A 20,754-nucleotide genomic window follows, 5' to 3' on the forward strand; every position below is an offset into this window, starting at 1 on the left:
TGATGCAAAGGAGGATTTGCCTTGGATTGTGTATTTTGCAAAATCGCCGCGGGAGAAATCCCTTGTAAAAAGGTTTATGAGGACGACCGGATTTTGGCGTTTTGTGATCTGGAGCCTCAGGCGCCGGTTCACATTCTTCTGATTCCAAAGGAGCACATCGCTTCCGCCGCCGAAATTACGCCGGAAAACAGCGCGGTTGTTGCCCATATCTACGAAGTCGCGGCTCAGCTTGCAAAGGAAAACAAGCTGGAGGGCGGGTTTCGCATTGTCTGCAACGCGGGCGCGGACGGCGGTCAGTCGGTGCCGCATCTGCATTTTCATCTGCTGGGCGGCCGCTCGATGAAATGGCCTCCGGGCTGACGGTGTCCGGCGTTATTCTTAACGGAAAGGTCGATCTTTTGTCATGAGTGAAAAATACTATCATATGACCATTGCGGGCTGCGAACGCGACCTGCCGATTTGCCCGATCGACGAACATCTTGACATAGCGGGCTTTATTATGCTGGGCGATGTGGAAATCACGGAAAAGACCGCCGCGGCGCTGCTTGAAAAGTGCCCGGAGCACGATGTCGTAGTGACCGCGGAGACCAAAGGAATTCCGCTTTGCTATGAAATGGCCCGTCAGGGCTGCGGCAGATATGTCGTTGCCCGCAAGAGCGTAAAAGCATACATGAGAAATCCGGTTTCGGTTGAAGTGAAATCCATTACCACCGACCATGTACAAAAACTCTTTCTCTCGGAGGAAGATGAAAAGATGATGCGCGGCAAGCGCGTCCTGATTGTAGACGACGTAATCAGCACGGGGGAGTCTCTGGCCGCGATGGAAAAGCTTGTAAAGATCTACGGCGGCGAAATTGTCGGCCGGGCCTGTGTGCTCGCGGAAGGCGACGCAAAGGACCGTACGGACATCGTTTTTCTTGAGCCGTTGCCGCTGTTCTTCAAATAGGCAGCCTTTTTGGGGGAGATTATATGAGACGGCCGCTGGTGTTGGTGGGATTTTCTTATCTGCTGACGCTGGCGGCCGCGGTTTATCTGGGCGCTGAAAATTCATATCTTTTGTTCTGGTGCTGTCTGGCACTGTTTGCGGCGACGGCTGCAATGAAAAAAACGCGCATTGTATCGGTGTTCCCGGCGGCATTTTTCACGGCGGCGGTAGCGTTTGCCCTTTTTGCGGGATATTCCCGCGCGGTAGTGGAGCCGCCGCGTTCCCTTGACGGCGCGGATGCGACGGTGGAGGGTGCCGTCTGCGAACTGCCGTATTCCCAGAACGGGCGATGGTATTATGTGGTCAGTCTTGACTCGGTCTCCGTTTCCGGCGCGCCGCAGCGGTTTAAAATCCGCCTGTCTTCCCAGAATGAGTTGAATGTCGAACCCTATTCTCGAATCCGCTGCGGCGTCCATTTTTTCCGCCCGCAGGGAGGAGAGGGGTACAGCTCCGAATCCTATTACGAGTCGCGGGGAATCCGGATGTTTGCCTACCTTTATGAGTACGAGCCGGTGACTGTTTCGCCGCCGGAATCAAAACCGCCGTATTATTACGCGCTTTTGCTGCGCCGGGGGATGATTTCATCGGTGGATTCCATGCTTCCGGCAGAAGAGTCCGGCCTGATCCGGGGAATGCTGCTGGGGGACAAAACCGCGCTTCCTGCCGAGACAACAGAGAATTTTCGCACTGCAGGGGTTTCGCATCTTCTTTCCGTATCCGGTCTGCATATGGCGACCGTCGCGCAGCTTCTGCTTTTGCTGTTCGGCGTTCTTCGCATCCGGAAAAAGAAATCCGCGCCGATTGCAGGCGCCGGGATTTTTTGCTTTATGGCGGTCACGGGCTTTGTGCCGTCTGTTGTTCGCAGCGGGATCATGTGCCTGCTCTGCCTCGCCGCCCCGCTTGCTTCACGGCGGGCAGACCCGCTGAATTCGCTCGGAACGGCGGCGCTGCTTCTGTGCCTGCCGAATCCGTACGCGGCGGCGGACGTGGGTCTTCTGCTGTCCTTTTCCGCCACGCTTGGGCTGATTTTATTCGCCGGACCGATTCAACGCCGTCTGAACGCGCGCCTGGATCGATTTCGTCCGTTCAGGCCGATCGTACGGGGAGTGAATGGAATCCTTGGCACCTCGTTTGCCGCGATTGCGGCAACGCTGCCGGTGATGCTGCTGTCTTTCAAAAGCGTTTCCCTGATTGCGCCGCTTTCGAATCTGCTGATGCTGGTACCGGCATCCCTGATGATCGCGGTGTCGGCTGTCGGCGCGGTGATCGGGCTTTTTGCGCCGCAGTCGTTTCTTTTATTGCCGTTTGCGCTTGTCAGCGGGATCCTTGCAAAATATCTGCTTGCCTGCGCGCATTTTCTGGCGGGGATTCCATGCGCGAGCGTATCGGCCGCTTATGGCTATCTTACCCTTTGGCTGGCGGGCTCCGTTTTGCTGTTCGCGTTTGCATTGTACCGCGGACGAAAACTGGCCGTGACGGCAGGATTTCTCTCGGCGGTTCTCCTTCTCACGGGAATCGCGAGTGATAAGGCCGTATCGCAGGGCAGAACGCGGATTGCAGTGCTGGACGTCGGAACGGGCCTGTCCGTTGCCGTAAGCAAAAACGGACATACGGAGGTTTTTGGGTGCGGAGGGTACAATTCAAACGCCGTGACGGGGTATCTAAGGGGAAGAAACATCGGCGCGCTCGACGGCTTGTGTCTTTTGACACAGAACAGGGACGAAGCCGTTAATTCGGCTGAATTGCACCGGCAATTCTCCATCGATGATTTTTCCGCGCCGGCGGGAAGCCGTTATGACGGATTTGCATTGGAAACAGCCGCCGGGTGCAAATCGGTTTCCTGGCAGGAAAATCCTCTGTCAGACCGGATGTGGAGGAATGTGGAAATCCAGGAGGCCGGCTGCGGAGCAAGCCGGGCCGTCCGGATCAGGGTTCAAAATCTGTACCTGCTGCTTTTGCCGGTCGGGGCGGAGGTATCTCTGCTGCCGCAGAGCTGGTGCAGCCCGGATTTTTTAATTACGGACATGCCGCCTGCCGAAACCTCCGGATTGCGCCCGACGTGTACGGTCCTTTCCATGGATCTGCAGGATCTCTGTAAACTTTCACCCCAAGGCGGGAAGCATACACTTTGGACGGGCGGGTTTGGCACGATTGTACTTGAATCGAAGGAGGACCGGACACTGACGGTCGGAAGGGAGCCATAGAATGCCGGAAATTACGGAAGCCGAGCTGAAAAAGCAGATCGATCAGTCGAATTTCGCAAACCTGTATTTTTTATATGGAGAAGAAAAATATCTGGTGTCGCATTATACGGAACGGCTTGCGGGCAAGGCGTCCGGCCGTCAGTTTACCGACTTCAATTTTCAAAAATTCGAAGGCGATGAAACGGGGGTCGACCGGATTGCGGAGGCCGTGCAGGCGCTGCCGTTTTTCGCGGAGCGCAAGTGCGTTCTCGTGACGGACCCCGACGCCGACGCGATGAAAACGGCAGAGATGGAAAAGTGGAAAGAACTTGTTTCATCTTTGCCGGAGACCACCGTCCTGATTGTGGCCCTTATAAACAGGGACTCGGATGAAAAGAAGGGGAAAAACTGGAAAAAATTCATCGACCTGATGAAGAAGGACGGAAATGCCGTTCGCTTCGGCAGACGGACGGGAGCGCAGCTCCAGAAGCTGCTTTGCTCCGGCGCACAAAAACGGGGCTGTCAGCTTTCATCCCGTAACGCGGACCGGCTTGTCGGCTTTTGCGGGGCGGATCTGACCACGCTCTTAAACGAGCTCGAAAAGCTTTGCTCTTACGTGAAACAGGGCGAAATCACGGCGCAGCTGATTGACCGGCTTGCCGTAAAAAACTTGGAAGCACGCGTTTTCGACCTTTCGAAAGCGGTTTTATCGGGTTCCGGCGACCGCGCGTATTCCATTCTTGACATTCTGCTTGAACAGGGAGAAGAGCCGGTCGCGATTCTCGCGGTGCTTTCGTCAGCCTACCTCGATCTGTACCGCGTCCGTGCGGCGATTCAGAGCGGCCTGAGCGCGACGGAACCCGCTAAATACTTTGACTATGCGCGCAAGGAATTCCGCCTCAGAAACGCGGAGAAAGACTCGGCGAGATATCCGGACGGAATGTACCGGGAAAGCCTGAAAGAGCTTCTTTCGGCGGATATGGACCTGAAAAGCTCGCGCGGCAGCCGCCGCACCGTTCTGGAAAAACTGATCGCAAGGCTTTTGATTCTGGCGGAAAGGGGAAATACGGCTTGATCCATGTGAAGGAAGCAGTGATTGTAGAGGGAAAATACGATAAAATCAAATTGTCTTCCATGATCGACGGCCTGATTCTGCAAACCAACGGCTTCCGGATTTTTAAGGATCCGCAGCAGATGGCGCTGATCCGCTCGCTTGCAGATTCCCGGGGCATATTAATTCTGACCGACAGCGATTCGGCCGGGTTTGTGATTCGAAATTATCTGTCAGGCTGTATTGCGCCGGAAAAAATCCGGCATGTCTATATTCCGGATCTTCTGGGAAAGGAAAAACGAAAGGGGAAACCATCCAAGGAGGGCAAATTAGGCGTGGAGGGAATGCCGCTTGCCGTCCTGAAGGAAGCGCTTCTTCGCGCCGGAGTCGGGGTGGGGGAGGAACAGGCAACTGCTTCCCGCCGTATTACGAAAGCCGATTTATTTGCTCACGGCTTGTCCGGAGGTCCTGAAAGCGCCAAAAAGCGCGCCGTGCTGCTGAAACGGCTCTCCCTACCGGAATATTTATCCGCGAATGCTTTGCCGGAAGTGCTCAGCGGAATGATGAGCTATGATGAATTTGTCCGAATCGCGGCAGAACTATAAAAAAATTAGCAATTTTGTGTTGACAATCAGACGGAAAAGATGATATAATGCTTCTTGCTGAGCGCGAGTGCTGGAATTGGCAGACAGGCACGTTTGAGGGGCGTGTGTTGTATGACGTACGGGTTCAAGTCCCGTCTCGCGCACCATGCCGAGTGTTCTTATAGCATTTGAAAGTGCTGTAAGAACACTCGCTTTTTTATATGTTTATCCCGCCATCTGCGCTTGGGAGTAGCTTACGGCTACTCCTTTTCTCGTCTGTATCAGAACGTCGGGTTCCGGCAGCGCTGTAACATCCGGTATTTCAATGGAGCCAATACAATTATAATGAATGGTCAGCTTCTGGGCATATACTCCGTTCATCTTTTCGGCCTGATGAACTTCAATATGATCGATCAGCTCATTCAGCATACTCGGCGTGAGTTTTCTGGCTCTGGTGTATTTACGCACGGTGGCCATAAACATATCCGTGCCTACCGTCCGTCGGCTTTCCTTGTCAAGCTCATCCCTGAGTATTTTCATTCGCCCTGCCAGTTCGCTCTGTTCATCCTCATATTGCTTAGTCATTTTTGAAAATCGCTCATCGGAAATCTTTCCGGCCACATTATCCTCATACATACGGTCAAACAGCCGGTCAATCTCCTTGTCGCGGGTCAATAGAGAATTATATTCTTTTTGCCTCTTTTGCCGCTCAAGTTCTACCGCTTGCTGGGAATGTCCCATAACTGCTTTGACGAATTCGTCCTCATACTTGCTAGCAAATTTTGTGAGCCTGCGAATTTCTCCCAACACGACCTGTTCCAGAAAGTCAACACGGATATAATGGGTAGAAGTGCAAGTGCCCCGATTGCCTTTGTAATTGGAACAGTTAAAATACTTGATATCCGGGTTGCCCTGATTGAAGTGATAATGCAGATTGTGTCCGCAATCAGCACAGACAAGCAAACCGGAGAACATATTGTTTTCACCCTCATTGGTTTTCCGCTTGCGAATTTTGCCGCGTTTCTGCTGTACCTTTTCCCATGAAGCGCGGTCAACGACCGGATCGTGCACATCCTTAAAGATAACCCAATTATCACGGTCGTTTTCAATCCGTTTCTTATTCTTGTAAGATTTGCTGTACGTCTTGAAGTTGAGGATGTCCCCGCAATACTCCTGCAAAGAAAGAATCTTGGTGACGGTTGAACTGTTCCACTTCGTGGGCGGTGCGTCTTTATGCTTGCCAGGACGGTTTACACCTCGTGTCTGCCAATAAGATATTGGAGTCAGGATACTCTCCCTTTCCAACGCGGCGGCAATCTGTTCAGGTCCGAAGCCGTCCAGAGTCATCTGATAAATCCGGCGAACGATAACGGCGGCTTCCTCATCCACAATCCAGCGTTTTGGATTGTCTGGGTCCTTGATGTAACCATAAGGCGGCTGCCCCATCGGTTCCCCGGCATTTCCTTTGATCTTATTGCTGATACGCCGTTTTTTGCTGATATCACGGGCATACCACTCGTTGAACAGATTGCGGATCGGTGTCAGTTCATTTTCTCCCTCGGCGGTGTCCACATTATCGGAAACTGCGACAAGTCTTATGTCGTGATCGGGGAGGAATTCCTCCGTGAGCTTTCCAACCTCAATGTAGTTTCTGCCCAAGCGCGACATATCTTTTACGAAAACAGCCGCCGCATGGCCTTCCTCAAGTTCTTGAATCATCGCTACAAAACCGGGCCGCTCCATTGTGACACCGGAAATGCCATCGTCCGAGAAGTGGACAAGGTTGGTATATCCCTTTTCTTTGGCAACCTTTATTAAGAGTTTTTTCTGATTGCTGATGCTGTAGCTTTCGCCCTCAATATTATCATCGCGTGACAGCCGCTCATAAAGAAAGGCTGTGTCTTCCCGATTCTTTCTCCTGTTTGACTGTTTCATAAATCCCCCTTTCCGGCAGTCAAATAAGCAGTATTTACAGGATAAGGTATACCATATCGACCGCCGATTGTCACGCTTGCCGTGTTGTCACTTATACTCAAAGCCGATCTGCGTCGGCTCTCATCAGTTTTATTAAAATGGTTCCCAGTGTGTCATGCCCTTCTGTTTTAAAAACAGGTTCGACAATGAAAGTCTTACCGTCCACCTTATAGGTAGATGTTTTATCTAAACGACTGCGCCCGGAAGCGCTGGGCGGTATATTACTGTTATGGACAGCAGTTCTTGTATTTTCCATTATTATGCCTCCGTCCAGATAAAAAGCAGCCGCGCCGTATATTTCGTATTTGCACTGCCATCGTGGGCAATGCGGAGCAATTACGGCGCGGCTGTCCCTTTGTTTCGATTTGCGTTTATATTTACAGACATTCCGGACGAACAGGCGGCGTACCTGTTACCATAGGAATCGCACCTCCCTCCATGATGATGGCGGGCCGTTCTCATTGCCTGCGACGGTTTTATCACGCTCGGACTGTGACTGAACGGAAGTTTCATTACATACAGATGATTGCCGCAGAGCCGCCCGCGCCTAAAAGACGCTGCTCTGCCTGCGGCGCTGGTGTTTTTCGCTTCTTTTCCGTTACGCTGAAATCCAATCACCCTCTCCCGCGTAAGGAAAGATCGTGGCGCACCCGCCGTGAGGCTCCCTGTATGCCGCTGCTTGCGGTATGTATCCGGCTTGTCCCTTATGAAATTTTCAAGGCTCAGCGAGGAATAAAAACAATTCCCTCATAAGCCTTTTCATTTTTGGGGCAAAAGTAAGTGAGCTTAAAGGGACTTTTTCAAAAACTTTTCCATGTTTTCAAGTCCCCGGTCGATAGCGTCACCAACCACAGCCTTACTGACACCCTCAGCTTTGGCAATGGCGCTTTTGCTCATCCCCAAGAAGTAGTGAGCATAGATGCGTTTGGCCTGCTTGTCCGGCAAAGAGGCAATGGCGGCATGAAGCTGTTCTGTCGTGACTTTACGTTCGTAGATTTCGCAGGGAGACAGAGAGGCGAACAGGATGTCCTTCTCAATGTCATCGCCCCGATCCAAAGAATAATACGCTTTATGGCGGTATCTCCGCAGGTAGTACGCGGCTTCAGTATGTTCATACGCATCCATGAGCGCCACAACCTCGTTCGGCACTTCGATGATGCAGTCGGTGGTATAGAAATCGGGATAATATTTCCGCAGATTGATTTTGACCATTTTACATTCCTCCGTTTCGATTTTTGGGTTTGGGCAAATCGAAACAGAGGTGGCGGGGATCGGCAACGGACTGAATACCCCTTTGTGCAGCAAAAAACGCCCAGTTGGAGCGAACTCCAATGTGCGTTGATAAATTGGAATATATTATTACCGTCAAATAAATAGGTAAAAAGGGCATACTGGAATGTTATCATTTAAGTAGAGTCGACAAGCACCCAAAATCTGATAAAATAAGAATGAGGAGAAAGGTGTTTGAAGATGAAAAGGTATAATAAAAAATTCAAAGCAGAAGCGTTGAAGTTGTCCGACGAAATCGGAGTAAAAAAGGCTGCAGCGCAGCTTGGCATTCAGTATTACACCATTACCGACTGGCGGAAGAGCCGCAAGGCTACGGAAGGGGCGTCAAAGCCTATCCTCACCGATGGTGAGATGCAAATACGCAATAGTCAACTTGAACGTGAGAATGCCGAGCTAAGGCATGCAAATGATATTTTAAAGGACGCACTCGGTTTTTTCCCAAAAGAACGGAAGAAGTAAGAACAGCAGAACGGCATCTGTTTGTAATGAAGTTCAAAGAAAAATACACCGTAAAAGAGATGTGCAAAGTTTTGAAAGTCAGTGAATCAGGCTATTACCGCTGCCCTCGCGAAATCACTAAGGCAACTACCGAAATACAGGAAAAAGAAAATCTGATCAAACGGGATTTCAGTTCGGACAAGCCGATGAAAAAGCTGCTGACGGATATAACTGAGGTACAATGCGCCGATGGCAAGCTGTATGTGTTTCCTGTTATGGACTGTTTTAACGGCGAAATAGTTGCCCTTGAAATGCGTGAAAACATGACAAAGGAACTGTGCATTGATACGGTCAAACAGCTTGGAAGGTTGAAAGATGTAATTCTTCACAGTGATCGCGCAAGCCAATACACAAGCGATGCTTTTCGCGCAAAGCTTAAGAAAATCGGAATGGTTCAAAGCTTAAGCGGGACCGGTCATTGCTATGATAATGCACGTATGGAAAGCTTTTTCGCTACATTAAAAAAGCTGTACAGATACCGACATACAGAATGGCACGAGAAGAAGTAAAATTCATAATTTTCAGATATATATTCGGCTATTACAATACCCAGAGAATCACAAGTTTTAACCCATTTGGATTGCCACTTATAGCATATCGAAAGCTGATCTGTAAATCGGCAGCATAGAATACACGGTACAGGACGCTGTAAAATATGTTATCTTGATTTTTGGTGTTTTTCGACTGCACATTTCTTACAATTTCAGCAGAACAAAACGGCGATATACTTCCTTCCCGGAAGCATATCGCCGTTTTGTTGTCAGCAGTCCGTATAGTTCCTTGTAAACCGATCTAACAAACAGACCCTGGTCGCTGTCAACGACTGAACCTTGAAACTGAGATCAGGTGGGACGAGTTCTGATACGAAGAAACTGGGGGCAACCATTTCTTGTTGTATGGCAGCCCCGGCTTTTCTGCTTTACTCTTTGATTTCAGAACATGCCCGAAATGGAATTCTTGGTTGATACATCTTTCTCTGCAGCGGTGTCAATTAGTGCGCCCGGAACCGGAACGAACGCGACGCGCGCGGCCAGGCGGTCGAGAAACCGGGTTGAATTTGCACTCTTAAACCTTTGGAAACCCAAGATCTTTGCCATGATAAGACTGGAGAACTTTTGTCACAGACGAGTGGGGGGAGTTTCAGCAGGGAACATCAACTTGAGTTGCTGACATTGTATTACTATTTTAAAAATGTATACTTGCATCTATTTTTTTGATAATCACCTTTTATATATGATAAAATCAAATCAGCTGCCACTTCCGATTTTTCTTCTTGAAGTACAATCTTTTTTCTGCTTTCCGGTAAAATTTCAGGTGAGCCGCAGGAACATACTGTGACAAAATTATTGGGATTTAAATATCTAGCTGCAAACAGGCTGACAAATTCATTAATCACGATTCCTTTTGCCTTGGATTTACCTCTAGAAAATTCAGCTAACTCTTTTACGCTTTTAGCAAAAAGCAGTTCGATTCCCTTTTTATTTGCATAGCTGTCAATGATATTTAAAATTCCTTTGTTATTGCTTTTATATGAAATTATAAATTCGGGGTTGCTGTTTAGCAATTGTTCCGACTTTTCAAATGCTACATTATAATCCAATATTATTTTATGGAACAAGCAATCTTCCAGATAGCCATCGATAATTAAAACCGGAACATGAAAAATGTTGGAAATTTTATAAAAGATATCTTCACTAACATCTAATAAAATAACACCATCCAATTTTCGCTGTAAAACGACATTAAGTTCTGGACAACTGACGTCGACTTTTGTGAAAAGTACATGGTAGCCAAAACGATTTAAGATACGTTCGATTTGATTGATGAATTTACAATATATAAAATCCTGCCATGGGTTTTCTATGGTTAAGTCACAAACGCGTAAAATTCCGATAAGGCCAGATTTTTTGCCTGCAAGCGTGCGCGCGGTTAAATTGGGAATATAGCCCATTTCCTTACTGATCGTTAACACACGTTTTTTCGTCTCATCACTGATTTTCTGCCCTTTAACATGATTTAAGATATATGAAACCGTTGCAATTGAAACGTTTGATTTTTCCGCGATATCCTTCATCGTTATATTTCCCAAACTCCGCCACTCCCTTTTCAATGTTTGTTACTGAAGCGCTTAAATTACTTTATCACGATACGCCGTACCTTGTCAATAAGGGCGTTATGGGCCATCTGGTCGTCAAAAACGGGTTTAGAGAAATTAGAGTATATTAAAGAACTGCCGTTAAAAACAAAGCCTATCCACGCTGAGCTATACCACACAGTCCCACTTCCATTAGCGATCGGCCAATATCTTCCAGAACAATATATTGACCGATCGCCGGTACAAAAGCGAGAGATTGTTCAAAATACATTCTTTTGCTTTTTTTCATCCAACTGCTTTGTTTGCGGCATACATAATATCCGAATAACATCAAATTTAGGATTTTGGTTGCCGTTTGATTTCAGTATCAGTGCGGTGTCGGAACCAAAACCCGTGCCACCGATCGCTATGATTTGGTTTATGTCGGAAAGAAGACCGTTTTCCATGGCAGCTTGGGCAATTTCAAATGCAACTTTTGTACCTTGGGAAAAACTCCGCAATGCATTTGCTGTGTCCTGCTCGAAATAATGAACACACGGTACCGCCTGTATCTGTTTCTTCCTTAATTCGTTTTTTGCTTCTTCACTTTGACTCCAGCCAAATGTATCAACTCCTACAGCAATGATTTTTATTCCCGAATCATGAAAATAATCTGCGGCAAGCAAAGCGGTCTGGCCTGTTGTAGAGGCCAGTACAATTTCGTTCATATGATGCGCAAGCGCATATTCTTTAACAATCTTAAAGACATTTTCCGTGTTGGATTTTCCAGGTTTCTCAAAATAACAAATTTGATTGTTCATAACAGAACCTCCTATGTTTTCTAATTGCGTTGGATGATTAACTAACTTCCCGATTTTTTACATACAATCACTTTCCGAAGGTTTTTTACGGTTCCATGTATGATTCCTGCGGATGCGAGAATCGTTACTCCCAGAATTTTAAAGCAGTTAAAAATTCCCACCCATCCTGTCAAATATCCTGCCAAGATGCTTCCAACATAATTCATACCGTTGAACAGCATGGTGTAGGAACTAACGACCCTTCCTCTCATTTCATTTTCAGATTCCAAAAGGACAACGGAGTTTGATGCCGTTGCAAATGCAGTGATGCAGAACCCATAAAGAATGTAGAGAAAAGCAAAAACGATAAAATTTTTAAGGAAGCCGATCAACACGAATAAAACCGAGGTAATTATTGGAATAATCAGCAGAAGGTGTTTCACAAAACGGGTGTCATTTTTAACAGACATGAAGATTGCACCTATTAGCGAGCCAATCCCCATGAAAGAAATCAGGAACGAATAACCGGCTGACTGCCCATTGACGTTTTTGACAAGAACTGGGGTCAACACATTGTAATTCATAGCTAAAAGTCCTACCACGGTAGAAATCAGAAGGGTTCCTAATAAGATTTTTTTGCTGCCGATATACGAAAATGCCTCCGTAATTTCTTTGACTGCATTTCTATTCTCCGTTGGATCCTTAACGGCAGTCTTAATCTTACAGACAAAAATCGTGACCGGGATAAAACAGAAAGCGTTGATCCAGAAACAGACCGAGATGTTGACAAACCCCATTAAGATTCCTACGAATGCAGGTCCAATGATCCGTGCACCGTTAAAAGCTACCGAATTTAATGCGATGCCGTTTGTGAGGGCGTCTTTGCCAACTAGATGATAAATAAACGTCTGTCTAGCTGGCAAATTAACAGCATTCGCGGCCCCCGTAATCAAACTGAAGAGAACAAGGTGGTAATATTTTATCGAATTCAGCCCGATTAGTATCGCCAATACCATAGACGCCGCAATCAATATGATTTGTGAATCAACCAAAACTTTTTTGTCGGAGAATTTATCAAGAATAATACCGCCGGCTACCGAAAAAAGGAAAAAAGGTATTCCACCTATTGCCAGCACCAAACCTGAGAGAAAAGAGGAGCCTGATATTTCATAAACCAGCCATGATAAAGCGGTTGTCTGCATCCATGTGCCGGTAAGGGAAATGCACTGTCCCGCCCAAAACAGTCGGAAATTTTTGCTTTGCATCGCGGGAAATTTTGTTTTTAACTTCTGCTTCATTCAGGATTTGACCAACCTTCTACGGTATAGCTGAGCTTTTTATCATTCTCAGCGCGAAATCTTCTGCACACAGCATGATGATGGCTGTCTATTTCAGCAAACGCTTTGCCATCGCCTGTGTGGCAGGTTATGGCAAACTGCACACCGATGTCCCGAGGAAGCGAGTACTGCCCGCCATAGGTGCGACCCGATATTTTATGGACAATGATTTTATTGACTGTCAAATAGGCATTATCAGGAGTCTTTTCCGGCACTGTGATGGCAATGGAAACCGATACGTATTCGGACAGCGGATCGACAACTGTATACTCTGCGGAAGTTTCCAAACCACCATAGCGGTATGTAACCTTTGTGCTGCCTTTGTGTTTGGGCTGTATCATCCCATCCTGTCCGACTTCCAGAATTTCCGGATTTTCCACAAAATACTGACCTGTAAGGCCGGTCGTTTTGAATCCGGTACTAAATTGAAGCTCTGGATTGATGCGTACGGCTATTCCACTCAACCCAACCATTTTTCTACCCGGCAGCCGAATGGATTGCAGGGTTCCGATATTTCCGAATAAGTACAGAAGGGGAATACTGAGGCGTTTCGACCAGTCTGTTTCCGTATGTGCTGCATCCGTGACCGCATAATAGGAAAGTTCGTCGATCGGTTTCCATCCGATCTCATACAAATGATCTGCCATTTTTCTGACATGCTGCGGCAAAATGTTCGCTTCGTATTCCCCCACATCAAGCCAAATTTTGACCGGAACTTTTTTGGTATAAAATTTGCAGACGGGAAACACATCCAGCGTGTTTAAATCCAGTTTTACAAAATAAGGGGAAAGAATTCCCACTTTTCCGAAAATTTCGGGATGCCGGAAGAGAATGTTGTAAGTTACAAGACCACCCATAGACGATCCCATTAATGCTGTGTGATTCCGGTCGGACTGTGTTCTGTAGTTTGCATCAATATAAGGCTTTAAATCGTGGATGATAAAATCTTCATACAATTCACCTTTGCAGCATTTTATTTCAGGAAGTCCTTCTATTTTGTTGGTACCGTCCATACTGTGCGTGTATTCGTTTGACCGTTCGACACCTTTATTATCGATTCCCACAATAATAATTTCGGCTATCTTGTTTTCGCGTATTAATTTTTCCACAGTTTCATACACATTCCAAGACTGATTGGAGTATGGGTTTGCGTTAAACAGCCCCTGCCCATCATGCATATACAGCACAGGATATTTTGCAGTGCTTGAGTAATAGCTGGGTGGAAGATAAATATGTATGTCTCGGTCGTTATTGAGTTTTTTAGCGTGAAAATTTTTCAGTAAAATAACTCGTTCCATTGCATTTCCTCTTTTCTTTGGCAAAGATTATAGATCCTTCCAACTTTCAACAGTGCAGTTTAATGTTAAATCCTCAGAAGCTTTGAATCTTCGGTAGGGGATATCTTTTTTATCCTTATCTTGTTCAATTGAAGGATTGACAAAAGCGTCACCTCTGGCAATTTTGAATGTAAAACCACTGTCAGTTGGAATGCAAATTTTGACGGTATAAAGACCGTCTTTCACCTTTGTCAGTCGATATTCGTTCAGAGTTAGAGGCTGGTCATCCGGAGTGTTATTCGGAACCTTTACATTTACAGCTACGTTTACCATTTTAGGAACATTCTCAACAACTGTATAGATAGCGGCAGTTTCCAAACCATGTGAACGGTAGGTTACTTTTGTTTGCCCGACTTTTTTGGGGATGATGGTTCCATCAACGGATATTTCCAGAATGTTTGGGTCTTCTGGAATATATTGTGCGTCGATGTCACTCATAAGGAAGCCACTATCAAATTTTACCACAGGATTGGCACGAACTTGCAATCCTCCATTCAGACCGACTGTTTTACGACCATAAAGTTGCACGGAATCCCTTTGACCGATTTTACCAAAGAAAAACAAAAGAGGTGCGTGCAGGCGTGCATTCCAGTCCTGCTCAAAATGCGCTCCGTAAGGAACATCGTAATACGCAAGGTCTTTCTCCTGTTGGTACCCTTTTTCCAGCATTTGATCCACAAAGTGCCTGGTGTGGCTGATTTGCAAAAGATTTTCGTATTCGCCAATATCTGCCCATATTTTTTGTGGTTTCTGATTTGTATTATAAATTTGATAGTTCGGCGTTTCCGCAAAACCGTCCGAATTTACTGACACGAGAAAAGGAGACATCATGGCAAGGTTTCCAAATACCTGAGGATTACGGAAGCCAAGGTTATAAGTTACGAGACCTCCCATAGACGAACCAATAAGCGCGGTGTTTTCAGGGTCGGTCAGGGTACGATAGTTTTTATCAATGTACGGCTTTAAATCATTCAGAAGGAAATCTTCATAAAGCAGTCCCTTAGCTTTCAAATGTAATGCGTTCACAAAAGGAATTCCGTCGAACGCATACTCACTTCCCCTCTCGTTGCCCATATTGGGGATTGCAACAATGATAATCTCTTTTATTTTACCGTCCTGAATCAGTTGGTCAGCAACTTTATGTGCATTCCATGATCCGCCCGTATTTTTCGATTGTGCAAAAGCGTACTGGCCATCATGCATATACAGTACCGGATATTTTTTGTTAATGCTTTGCATGTAACTCGGTGGAAGATAAAGAAAGATATCCCTGTCATTGTTTAATTTTGTCGCATGGAAATTTTTGATGGTTACAATTTGAGAATGTGGCTCCACTAAAAATCAGACTCCTTTTATTAGAAATTTACTTAAGCGCTTAAGTTAATTACAATATAACATATGCTACTATTTCTGTCAATATTGATTTGTAAATTTAGCAGATTTAATGACAAACAGCCAAAACAAAACTAAAATTTTTAAAATTATTAATTTTATGAGACAGCTTAATTTTTTTGCGATGAGATGAAAAGTTCATGAAAACAGCAGGTTTCCGAGACTATCCTTTTACTTAACAAAACAATGTTAAGTTTATTGTTGATGCATAATGCACAATAATAATTAATATTTTTTAAAAATTATTGACACATATTAATAATTGTGTTATATTATTGCATGCACAGAGGTGAAAGGTTGACTTTCCTACCGGCGGGAGACTTTCCCTTTAAAGAACAGGCGGCAGCAATCGCGCCGTAATAATTTAAGCCGGAAATGCTGCGGCTTTAACCAACAACATTTCCGGCTTTTTCATTAATCTATTAAAGCTTAGTACGTTTCGCACTGAACCAATATCCGGTTTTCTTCTTCCGCTTTCCCATAGTCCAGTGAAAACATTTTTTGCAATGTTTCAACGGCAATATCGGCAATTTTTCGGTTGGGAATAAAAATCATTTTTGTGTCCGGCAGCAACATGTTGGAATCATCAAAATTCGAAACGACCACAAGATCCTGCCGGTTGATGTACAGTTCCGTCTCCAGCCCAAGGATATCGCCAAACACGATTCCTTTTGCTTGGCTATGAGTTTGAAGAAAGAGTCTCAAATCCGAATTTGAGGTATTGATAAAAACGTCCTCTGGAGGAAATCCTCCCATCATTTCATTTTTTAAATCCTGATTACAGATATCTTCCATTACGAGAAACGACGCGTTGGTGTTTAGCATCACTTTTGCCCTGCGAATCGCGTCTTTATAATCCGGATAGATTTTGCAAAACAAACTGTCATGAATACTGCAGTTTAAAAAAAGGACGGGTACATAGTAGTTATGCGTTATTTTATCCGCAATTTTGCTGTCTATATCAATAAAAAAAAACCGCGTTTAAATTATGCTTTGAAATGGCGGCAACATCTTTCTCCGGATCTTTCGTTTCGAGGATGATTGTTTCAAAGTCAAGTTCTTTCATTCGGGAACTTATTTTTGATGCAAGATCATAATAAGACATCCTTTTTCCGGGGGAATCGTTGTCTTTACAACTGATAATAACCCCCACTTGTTTGCTTTTGCGTTTTTTTACAGAATTGCGCGGCTTATAGTGCAATCGTGTAACGGCTTCTGCTATTTTCAAACAGGTGTCATGTCCGATTTTTTCATTTTCAGAGTGATTCAAGACATATGAAACGGTGGCCACCGAAACATTGCACTCTTTTGCAATATCCCGCATGGATACTTTATGTTTTGCCACATAAAACGCCCCTTTGAATTTACTTTGAATTCAATTTTATCACGGCTTGGCAATATGTGCAAGAATAGAACTCAAGTTGAAATTTTATAATCAAATTTATATAAAATATTGAAACCGACGATCTTAGTAAATAGTTTTTATTTGCTGTTTAAATAAGACGGAATAAGGGGAGGCTATGCTTTGACTAAAAAATCCAGTTCAACAATTTTATCCTGCCTTTTCTGGGGTAGCGGCCAGTTCTTTATCGGCAAGCAAAAGGTGAAAGGAATCCTATTTTTTGCTGCCCAGGTTTTACTTTTCGGAATAGAGTTATTTTCCGGTTATTGGTTCAATTTCTTTGCTGGACAGATTTCGAATTTTCAAATACGCTTGTACGGCGGTTGGTTCACACGGGGAATTTGGGGTCTCTTCACTTTAGGCACAGTACCCGGCGAAGATCATTCAACCTATTTAATGATTAATGGAATCATGTGGTTGATTTTTCTGATTGTTTTTCTAGGAATTTATATATGGAATATTGTTGATGCCTATCGTACGGGAAAAGCAATCGACGACACACAGACTTACCTAAGCTCACGGGCATATGGCAAGAAATTATATCAGAAAATGTTCCCTTATCTTGTGCTGGCGCCGATTCTTTTTGTCGTTTTGTATATCGTTGTAATGCCCATCATTTTTTCTGTTCTTACGGCTTTTACGAATTACAATGCAAATCATCTTCCTCCCGCCAATTTGGTGAAATGGGTGGGTCTGGATAATTTTTCAAAATTAATCAGTATCCCGATATGGTCACAAACGTTCCTTATCGTTTTGGCTTGGACCGTTATATGGGCATTTATCGCAACCTTTTCCACCTATTTTTTGGGCCTTTTTCAGGCACTGCTGATAAACAGCAAATGCGTTAAGCATAAATCGTTTTTTCGTTCCATCTACATATTGCCATGGGCGATTCCGGGAATGATTTCGCTTTTGATGTTCCGAAATTTATTCAACGGACAATTCAGCCCCTTGAACCAGTTGTTACTTGACTGTGGGCTGATTCATAGCAGGATACCGTTTTTGTCCGATGCTTTTACCGCGAAAATTACGATTATCGCGGTAAATCTGTGGATGGGTTTCCCGATGTTTATGGCCATGCTGCTCGGTGTTTTAGCCAATCAGGATCCAACGCTATATGAGGCTGCGGGAATTGACGGGGCGAACAAATTTCAGATTTTTCGCCGGATTAAGCTACCCCTGTTGATGAAAGCGACCGCGCCTTTGTTAGTAATGAATTTTATTGGCAATTTCAATGGATTCGGATTCATCTATTTCCTCACTAACGGAGGACCCAATGATTCTTCGCTGGAATTCGCGGGTGACACCGATATTTTAATTTCGTGGATTTACAAACTGACCCTGAATCAGAACATGTATAATCTGGCTGCTGTTTTAAATATTCTGATTTTCATTTTAGTCGGCGTTGTATCTTACTGGAATTTGAAGAATACGGCCGCTATTAAGGAGATGTAAACACATGAAAAAAAGAATAAACTCCTTTTTGGTGCATTTAGAGTTAATTGTTGTAGCGCTTCTCGTTTTGATACCAATTCTCTGGATTGTCATATCATCCTTTAATCCGGGGGACAGTTTAGCTTCCTCTTCGCTCATACCCAAAAAATTTACGCTTAGCAATTACGTAAGGCTTTTTATGGAAACCAATTATCTGGTGTGGTTTAAGAATTCTTTCCTGATAGCTACCCTTAACGCGGTAGTTTCCGTTGTCCTTATTATGATAACCGCATGGATCGTTTCACGTTTTCATTTTAAAGGCAGAAGGTCCGGCTTGATTGGATTATTGCTTCTTTCCATGTTCCCTAACTTTTTATCCATGACAGCGATTTACACACTGTATTTGACTCTGGGTCTGTTAAACAATCCGACTGCACTGGTAATTATTTATGCGGCGGGTGCAATACCGTATAATGTCTGGCTTGTGAAGGGCTATTTGGATGGCATTTCCAAAGAGATTGATGAGGCTGCCTATATTGACGGTTGTTCTTATTTTTCAACCTTTTTCAGAATTATTTTGCCAATATCAAAACCAATTATTACCTATTGCGCGGTATCCCAGTTTATGCTGCCGTGGATGGACTTCATTATGCCCAGCATGCTTTTGTCAACGGATAATGACAACACGACCGTGGCAATCGGTCTTTACAATATGATCGCGGGCAAGGAAAATGATAAATTCACCATGTTCGCAGCGGGGGCTATTCTTATTGCGGTCCCGATAACAATCTTATTTATTGTGTTTCAGAAATACCTGGTCCAGGGCGTTGCTGCCGGCGCAAACAAAGGCTGAGCAATCAATCACAGCTGCTGTTAGCAGAATCATGTTTCATGGTACCTGTTTTAAATTTTTATATTGAAAGGATGACAAGTATGAAGTTAAAGAAGATTTTGGCATTTACCCTGTGTCTTTCGGTGGCATTCCCTTTGGCAGCCTGCAAATCTAACGTACCGGTTAATACGGCTAACTCAACGGTATCCGGCAACACCGCCTCTGAAAGTACAGAGGCCCTGACTCCGGAAAAGGGCGCTGCCTTAACGTTTCGTACTAGCGGCGACGACAGCGATTTGGCGTGGGGCAACGCAGTTGCCGCAAAATTCAAGGAAAAGTATGGGGTTTCGGTAACCGTACAAAAAGGCACAATGGATAATCTGAAAAAAGCCAAGCTGGAAGCTGTGGCAAAAACAGGTGTGGATGTGTTTATGCTTGCACACGACCTGTCCTATCAGGCGATTGTACAGGGGATACTTCTTCCTTTCGACAACAGTATTGTCCAGGGGATAAAAAATGATGTCAGTTCCGTAGCACTGAAAACAGTGACCAATGACGGCAAAGTTTATGGCGTCCCGGTTTCTGTTGAGACATCGGTACTGTTTTACAATAAGAAACTGGTTAAAACACCGGCTACAACCTTTGAACAGATTTTTCAGGAAGCAAAAACCTACAATGATGCAAAACAGAATAAATTCTGGTTCTTATTTAACGCGGATCAGGGAGCGTCCCTCTACCCCATGCTGAGCACATACGGATATAATTTGTTTGGCACCGACGGTACTGATGAAAGTAAACCTAACTTCGATACTCCAGAATTTTTAAAAGGGCTGCAGGTCGTTCAAAAATTCCACGACCTAATGCCAATGAAAGCAATCGATTCCAACAACACGGATTTTCTTAACAAGCAATTTACCGATGGCAAAACAGGTTATATCATGAGCGGCCCATGGGATGTGAAAACCTATAAAAATGCAAATGTCGATTTTGGAGTTATTCCGATTCCAACCTATGATGGAAAGCAACCGAAGGTATTTTCCTACATTCAAAATGCGCATGTGGCAACTTACACCAAATACCCAAAAGCAGCTCAACTTTTTGCACAATTCCTTGTTTCCAATGAAAGCGCGGAATTACTCTATTCAAAAGCGGCCAAAATTACAGCCAGAAATGATGTTTCTAACGTCAATGGGCTTTCAACCGACCCCATCTCCGGAGCTATTTTAGAGGCATTCCAAAAATCTGCTCCAATGCCAAGTGTAAAGAGGATTTCTTATTTCTGGTCTGTCATCGGTGAAATCGGTCCGGAAGTATTCGATGGAGAATTGGCACCTGAAGACGCACAGAAAAAAGCTGTATCGGAATGGGACAGCTTTATACAGATCGAATCATAAAGAACTTGAGAAAATACAATTTTTATAAACACTATCAGGAGGTTAATCTTGAACTTACAGGCACTTTATCATAACCCAAAAAGCAACTATGCTTTTGCTTATAACGATCATGAATTACATATCCGCCTGCGCACGGCAAAGGACGACTGCAAATCCGCAGTGTTAGTAATTGCAAAAAAACACGCAT

General features: G+C 45.0%; 21 protein-coding genes and 1 tRNA gene. 12 read left to right on the top strand and 10 right to left on the bottom strand.

Features of this window, described 5'->3' with window-relative positions:
• Nucleotides 1–21 precede the first annotated feature (21 nt).
• From CAFE_RS11670 to CAFE_RS11695, 6 genes are all read left to right on the top strand, one after another.
• Entirely contained in the window at nucleotides 22–360 is a 339-nt protein-coding gene (locus tag CAFE_RS11670; protein WP_066644715.1) for a histidine triad nucleotide-binding protein, read from the top strand.
• 43 nt (nucleotides 361–403) lie between these two features.
• Nucleotides 404–946 (top strand): phosphoribosyltransferase family protein, encoded by a 543-nt coding sequence (locus CAFE_RS11675; RefSeq protein WP_066644717.1) that lies wholly within the window; start codon nucleotides 404–406, stop codon nucleotides 944–946.
• 23 nt (nucleotides 947–969) lie between these two features.
• Nucleotides 970–3,189, top strand: coding sequence for a ComEC/Rec2 family competence protein (locus CAFE_RS11680; RefSeq protein ID WP_156990742.1), 2,220 nt, complete (start codon nucleotides 970–972; stop codon nucleotides 3,187–3,189).
• A 1-nt stretch (nucleotide 3,190) separates the two neighbouring features.
• The gene (gene holA / locus CAFE_RS11685; RefSeq protein ID WP_066644725.1) at nucleotides 3,191–4,243 is read left to right on the top strand and encodes a DNA polymerase III subunit delta; all 1,053 of its coding nucleotides are present in this window, start codon (nucleotides 3,191–3,193) and stop codon (nucleotides 4,241–4,243) included.
• Complete coding sequence (locus tag CAFE_RS11690) at nucleotides 4,240–4,824, top strand: toprim domain-containing protein (protein WP_066644726.1); 585 nt, start codon at nucleotides 4,240–4,242, stop codon at nucleotides 4,822–4,824. Before holA ends, CAFE_RS11690 begins: the two co-directional genes overlap by 4 nt.
• A gap of 61 nt (nucleotides 4,825–4,885) precedes the next feature.
• Nucleotides 4,886–4,970: transfer RNA gene (locus CAFE_RS11695), tRNA-Leu, on the top strand.
• A 58-nt stretch (nucleotides 4,971–5,028) separates the two neighbouring features.
• Here the strand turns inward: CAFE_RS11695 and CAFE_RS11700 are convergent.
• From CAFE_RS11700 to CAFE_RS11710, 3 genes are all read right to left on the bottom strand, one after another.
• Nucleotides 5,029–6,738 (bottom strand): recombinase family protein, encoded by a 1,710-nt coding sequence (locus CAFE_RS11700; RefSeq protein ID WP_156990743.1) that lies wholly within the window; start codon nucleotides 6,736–6,738, stop codon nucleotides 5,029–5,031.
• A 97-nt stretch (nucleotides 6,739–6,835) separates the two neighbouring features.
• The gene (locus CAFE_RS11705; RefSeq protein ID WP_156990744.1) at nucleotides 6,836–7,033 is read right to left on the bottom strand and encodes a hypothetical protein; all 198 of its coding nucleotides are present in this window, start codon (nucleotides 7,031–7,033) and stop codon (nucleotides 6,836–6,838) included.
• Between the two features lie 530 nt (nucleotides 7,034–7,563).
• Nucleotides 7,564–7,989, bottom strand: coding sequence for an RNA polymerase sigma factor (locus CAFE_RS11710; protein ID WP_156990745.1), 426 nt, complete (start codon nucleotides 7,987–7,989; stop codon nucleotides 7,564–7,566).
• Nucleotides 7,990–8,247: 258 nt separating this feature from the next.
• On the opposite strand from CAFE_RS11710, the gene CAFE_RS11715 reads away from it, so the two are divergent.
• Both CAFE_RS11715 and CAFE_RS11720 read left to right on the top strand, forming a co-directional pair.
• Nucleotides 8,248–8,526 (top strand): transposase, encoded by a 279-nt coding sequence (locus CAFE_RS11715; RefSeq protein ID WP_156990759.1) that lies wholly within the window; start codon nucleotides 8,248–8,250, stop codon nucleotides 8,524–8,526.
• A gap of 26 nt (nucleotides 8,527–8,552) precedes the next feature.
• Nucleotides 8,553–9,074, top strand: coding sequence for an IS3 family transposase (locus tag CAFE_RS11720; protein ID WP_207708885.1), 522 nt, complete (start codon nucleotides 8,553–8,555; stop codon nucleotides 9,072–9,074).
• A gap of 671 nt (nucleotides 9,075–9,745) precedes the next feature.
• Here CAFE_RS11720 and CAFE_RS11725 read toward each other — a convergent pair.
• From CAFE_RS11725 to CAFE_RS11755, 7 genes are all read right to left on the bottom strand, one after another.
• On the bottom strand, nucleotides 9,746–10,639 hold the full coding sequence (locus tag CAFE_RS11725; RefSeq protein WP_156990746.1) for a LacI family DNA-binding transcriptional regulator: 894 nt from the start codon (nucleotides 10,637–10,639) through the stop codon (nucleotides 9,746–9,748).
• A 281-nt stretch (nucleotides 10,640–10,920) separates the two neighbouring features.
• A complete protein-coding gene (locus CAFE_RS11730; protein ID WP_156990747.1) occupies nucleotides 10,921–11,460 on the bottom strand; it encodes a pyruvate kinase alpha/beta domain-containing protein in 540 nt (179 codons plus the stop codon).
• A 41-nt stretch (nucleotides 11,461–11,501) separates the two neighbouring features.
• Nucleotides 11,502–12,737 carry an MFS transporter gene (locus CAFE_RS11735; RefSeq protein WP_156990748.1) on the bottom strand — a complete coding sequence of 412 codons (1,236 nt, stop codon included), beginning with the start codon at nucleotides 12,735–12,737 and terminating at the stop codon, nucleotides 11,502–11,504.
• Nucleotides 12,734–14,074, bottom strand: a complete 1,341-nt coding sequence (locus CAFE_RS11740) for an alpha/beta hydrolase (protein ID WP_156990749.1) — start codon at nucleotides 14,072–14,074, stop codon at nucleotides 12,734–12,736. Before CAFE_RS11740 ends, CAFE_RS11735 begins: the two co-directional genes overlap by 4 nt.
• 27 nt (nucleotides 14,075–14,101) lie before the next feature.
• Nucleotides 14,102–15,448, bottom strand: a complete 1,347-nt coding sequence (locus tag CAFE_RS11745) for an alpha/beta hydrolase (protein ID WP_156990750.1) — start codon at nucleotides 15,446–15,448, stop codon at nucleotides 14,102–14,104.
• A 486-nt stretch (nucleotides 15,449–15,934) separates the two neighbouring features.
• A complete protein-coding gene (locus tag CAFE_RS11750) occupies nucleotides 15,935–16,384 on the bottom strand; it encodes a hypothetical protein (protein WP_166525125.1) in 450 nt (149 codons plus the stop codon).
• Nucleotides 16,385–16,466: 82 nt separating this feature from the next.
• Complete coding sequence (locus CAFE_RS11755; protein WP_156990752.1) at nucleotides 16,467–16,850, bottom strand: LacI family DNA-binding transcriptional regulator; 384 nt, start codon at nucleotides 16,848–16,850, stop codon at nucleotides 16,467–16,469.
• A 180-nt stretch (nucleotides 16,851–17,030) separates the two neighbouring features.
• Here CAFE_RS11755 and CAFE_RS11760 point away from each other — a divergent pair, with 180 nt between their 5' ends.
• From CAFE_RS11760 to CAFE_RS11775, 4 genes are all read left to right on the top strand, one after another.
• On the top strand, nucleotides 17,031–18,362 hold the full coding sequence (locus tag CAFE_RS11760; RefSeq protein ID WP_156990753.1) for a carbohydrate ABC transporter permease: 1,332 nt from the start codon (nucleotides 17,031–17,033) through the stop codon (nucleotides 18,360–18,362).
• Between the two features lie 4 nt (nucleotides 18,363–18,366).
• On the top strand, nucleotides 18,367–19,194 hold the full coding sequence (locus tag CAFE_RS11765; protein ID WP_156990754.1) for a sugar ABC transporter permease: 828 nt from the start codon (nucleotides 18,367–18,369) through the stop codon (nucleotides 19,192–19,194).
• Nucleotides 19,195–19,274: 80 nt separating this feature from the next.
• Nucleotides 19,275–20,567: a sugar ABC transporter substrate-binding protein gene (locus tag CAFE_RS11770; RefSeq protein ID WP_166525126.1), complete on the top strand. Its 1,293-nt coding sequence runs from the start codon at nucleotides 19,275–19,277 to the stop codon at nucleotides 20,565–20,567.
• A gap of 48 nt (nucleotides 20,568–20,615) precedes the next feature.
• The coding region (locus tag CAFE_RS11775) for an alpha amylase N-terminal ig-like domain-containing protein (RefSeq protein WP_156990756.1) at nucleotides 20,616–20,754 on the top strand (139 nt) is incomplete at its 3' end.

It is taken from the genome of Caproicibacter fermentans, assembly GCF_009746625.1.
GTDB classification, from domain to species: Bacteria; Bacillota; Clostridia; order Oscillospirales; family Acutalibacteraceae; genus Caproicibacter; species Caproicibacter fermentans.

What these genes read in the sequence shown, in the direction of transcription:
- CAFE_RS11675 (WP_066644717.1), top strand. Translation starts at nt 404, where the DNA reads ATGAGTGAAAAATACTATCATATGACCATTGCGGGCTGCGAACGCGAC.
- CAFE_RS11680 (WP_156990742.1), top strand. Translation starts at nt 970, where the DNA reads ATGAGACGGCCGCTGGTGTTGGTGGGATTTTCTTATCTGCTGACGCTG.
- holA (WP_066644725.1), top strand. Translation starts at nt 3,191, where the DNA reads ATGCCGGAAATTACGGAAGCCGAGCTGAAAAAGCAGATCGATCAGTCG.
- CAFE_RS11700 (WP_156990743.1), bottom strand. Translation starts at nt 6,738, where the DNA reads ATGAAACAGTCAAACAGGAGAAAGAATCGGGAAGACACAGCCTTTCTT.
- CAFE_RS11705 (WP_156990744.1), bottom strand. Translation starts at nt 7,033, where the DNA reads ATGGAAAATACAAGAACTGCTGTCCATAACAGTAATATACCGCCCAGC.
- CAFE_RS11710 (WP_156990745.1), bottom strand. Translation starts at nt 7,989, where the DNA reads ATGGTCAAAATCAATCTGCGGAAATATTATCCCGATTTCTATACCACC.
- CAFE_RS11715 (WP_156990759.1), top strand. Translation starts at nt 8,248, where the DNA reads ATGAAAAGGTATAATAAAAAATTCAAAGCAGAAGCGTTGAAGTTGTCC.
- CAFE_RS11720 (WP_207708885.1), top strand. Translation starts at nt 8,553, where the DNA reads ATGAAGTTCAAAGAAAAATACACCGTAAAAGAGATGTGCAAAGTTTTG.
- CAFE_RS11725 (WP_156990746.1), bottom strand. Translation starts at nt 10,639, where the DNA reads ATGAAGGATATCGCGGAAAAATCAAACGTTTCAATTGCAACGGTTTCA.
- CAFE_RS11730 (WP_156990747.1), bottom strand. Translation starts at nt 11,460, where the DNA reads ATGAACAATCAAATTTGTTATTTTGAGAAACCTGGAAAATCCAACACG.
- CAFE_RS11735 (WP_156990748.1), bottom strand. Translation starts at nt 12,737, where the DNA reads ATGAAGCAGAAGTTAAAAACAAAATTTCCCGCGATGCAAAGCAAAAAT.
- CAFE_RS11740 (WP_156990749.1), bottom strand. Translation starts at nt 14,074, where the DNA reads ATGGAACGAGTTATTTTACTGAAAAATTTTCACGCTAAAAAACTCAAT.
- CAFE_RS11765 (WP_156990754.1), top strand. Translation starts at nt 18,367, where the DNA reads ATGAAAAAAAGAATAAACTCCTTTTTGGTGCATTTAGAGTTAATTGTT.
- CAFE_RS11770 (WP_166525126.1), top strand. Translation starts at nt 19,275, where the DNA reads ATGAAGTTAAAGAAGATTTTGGCATTTACCCTGTGTCTTTCGGTGGCA.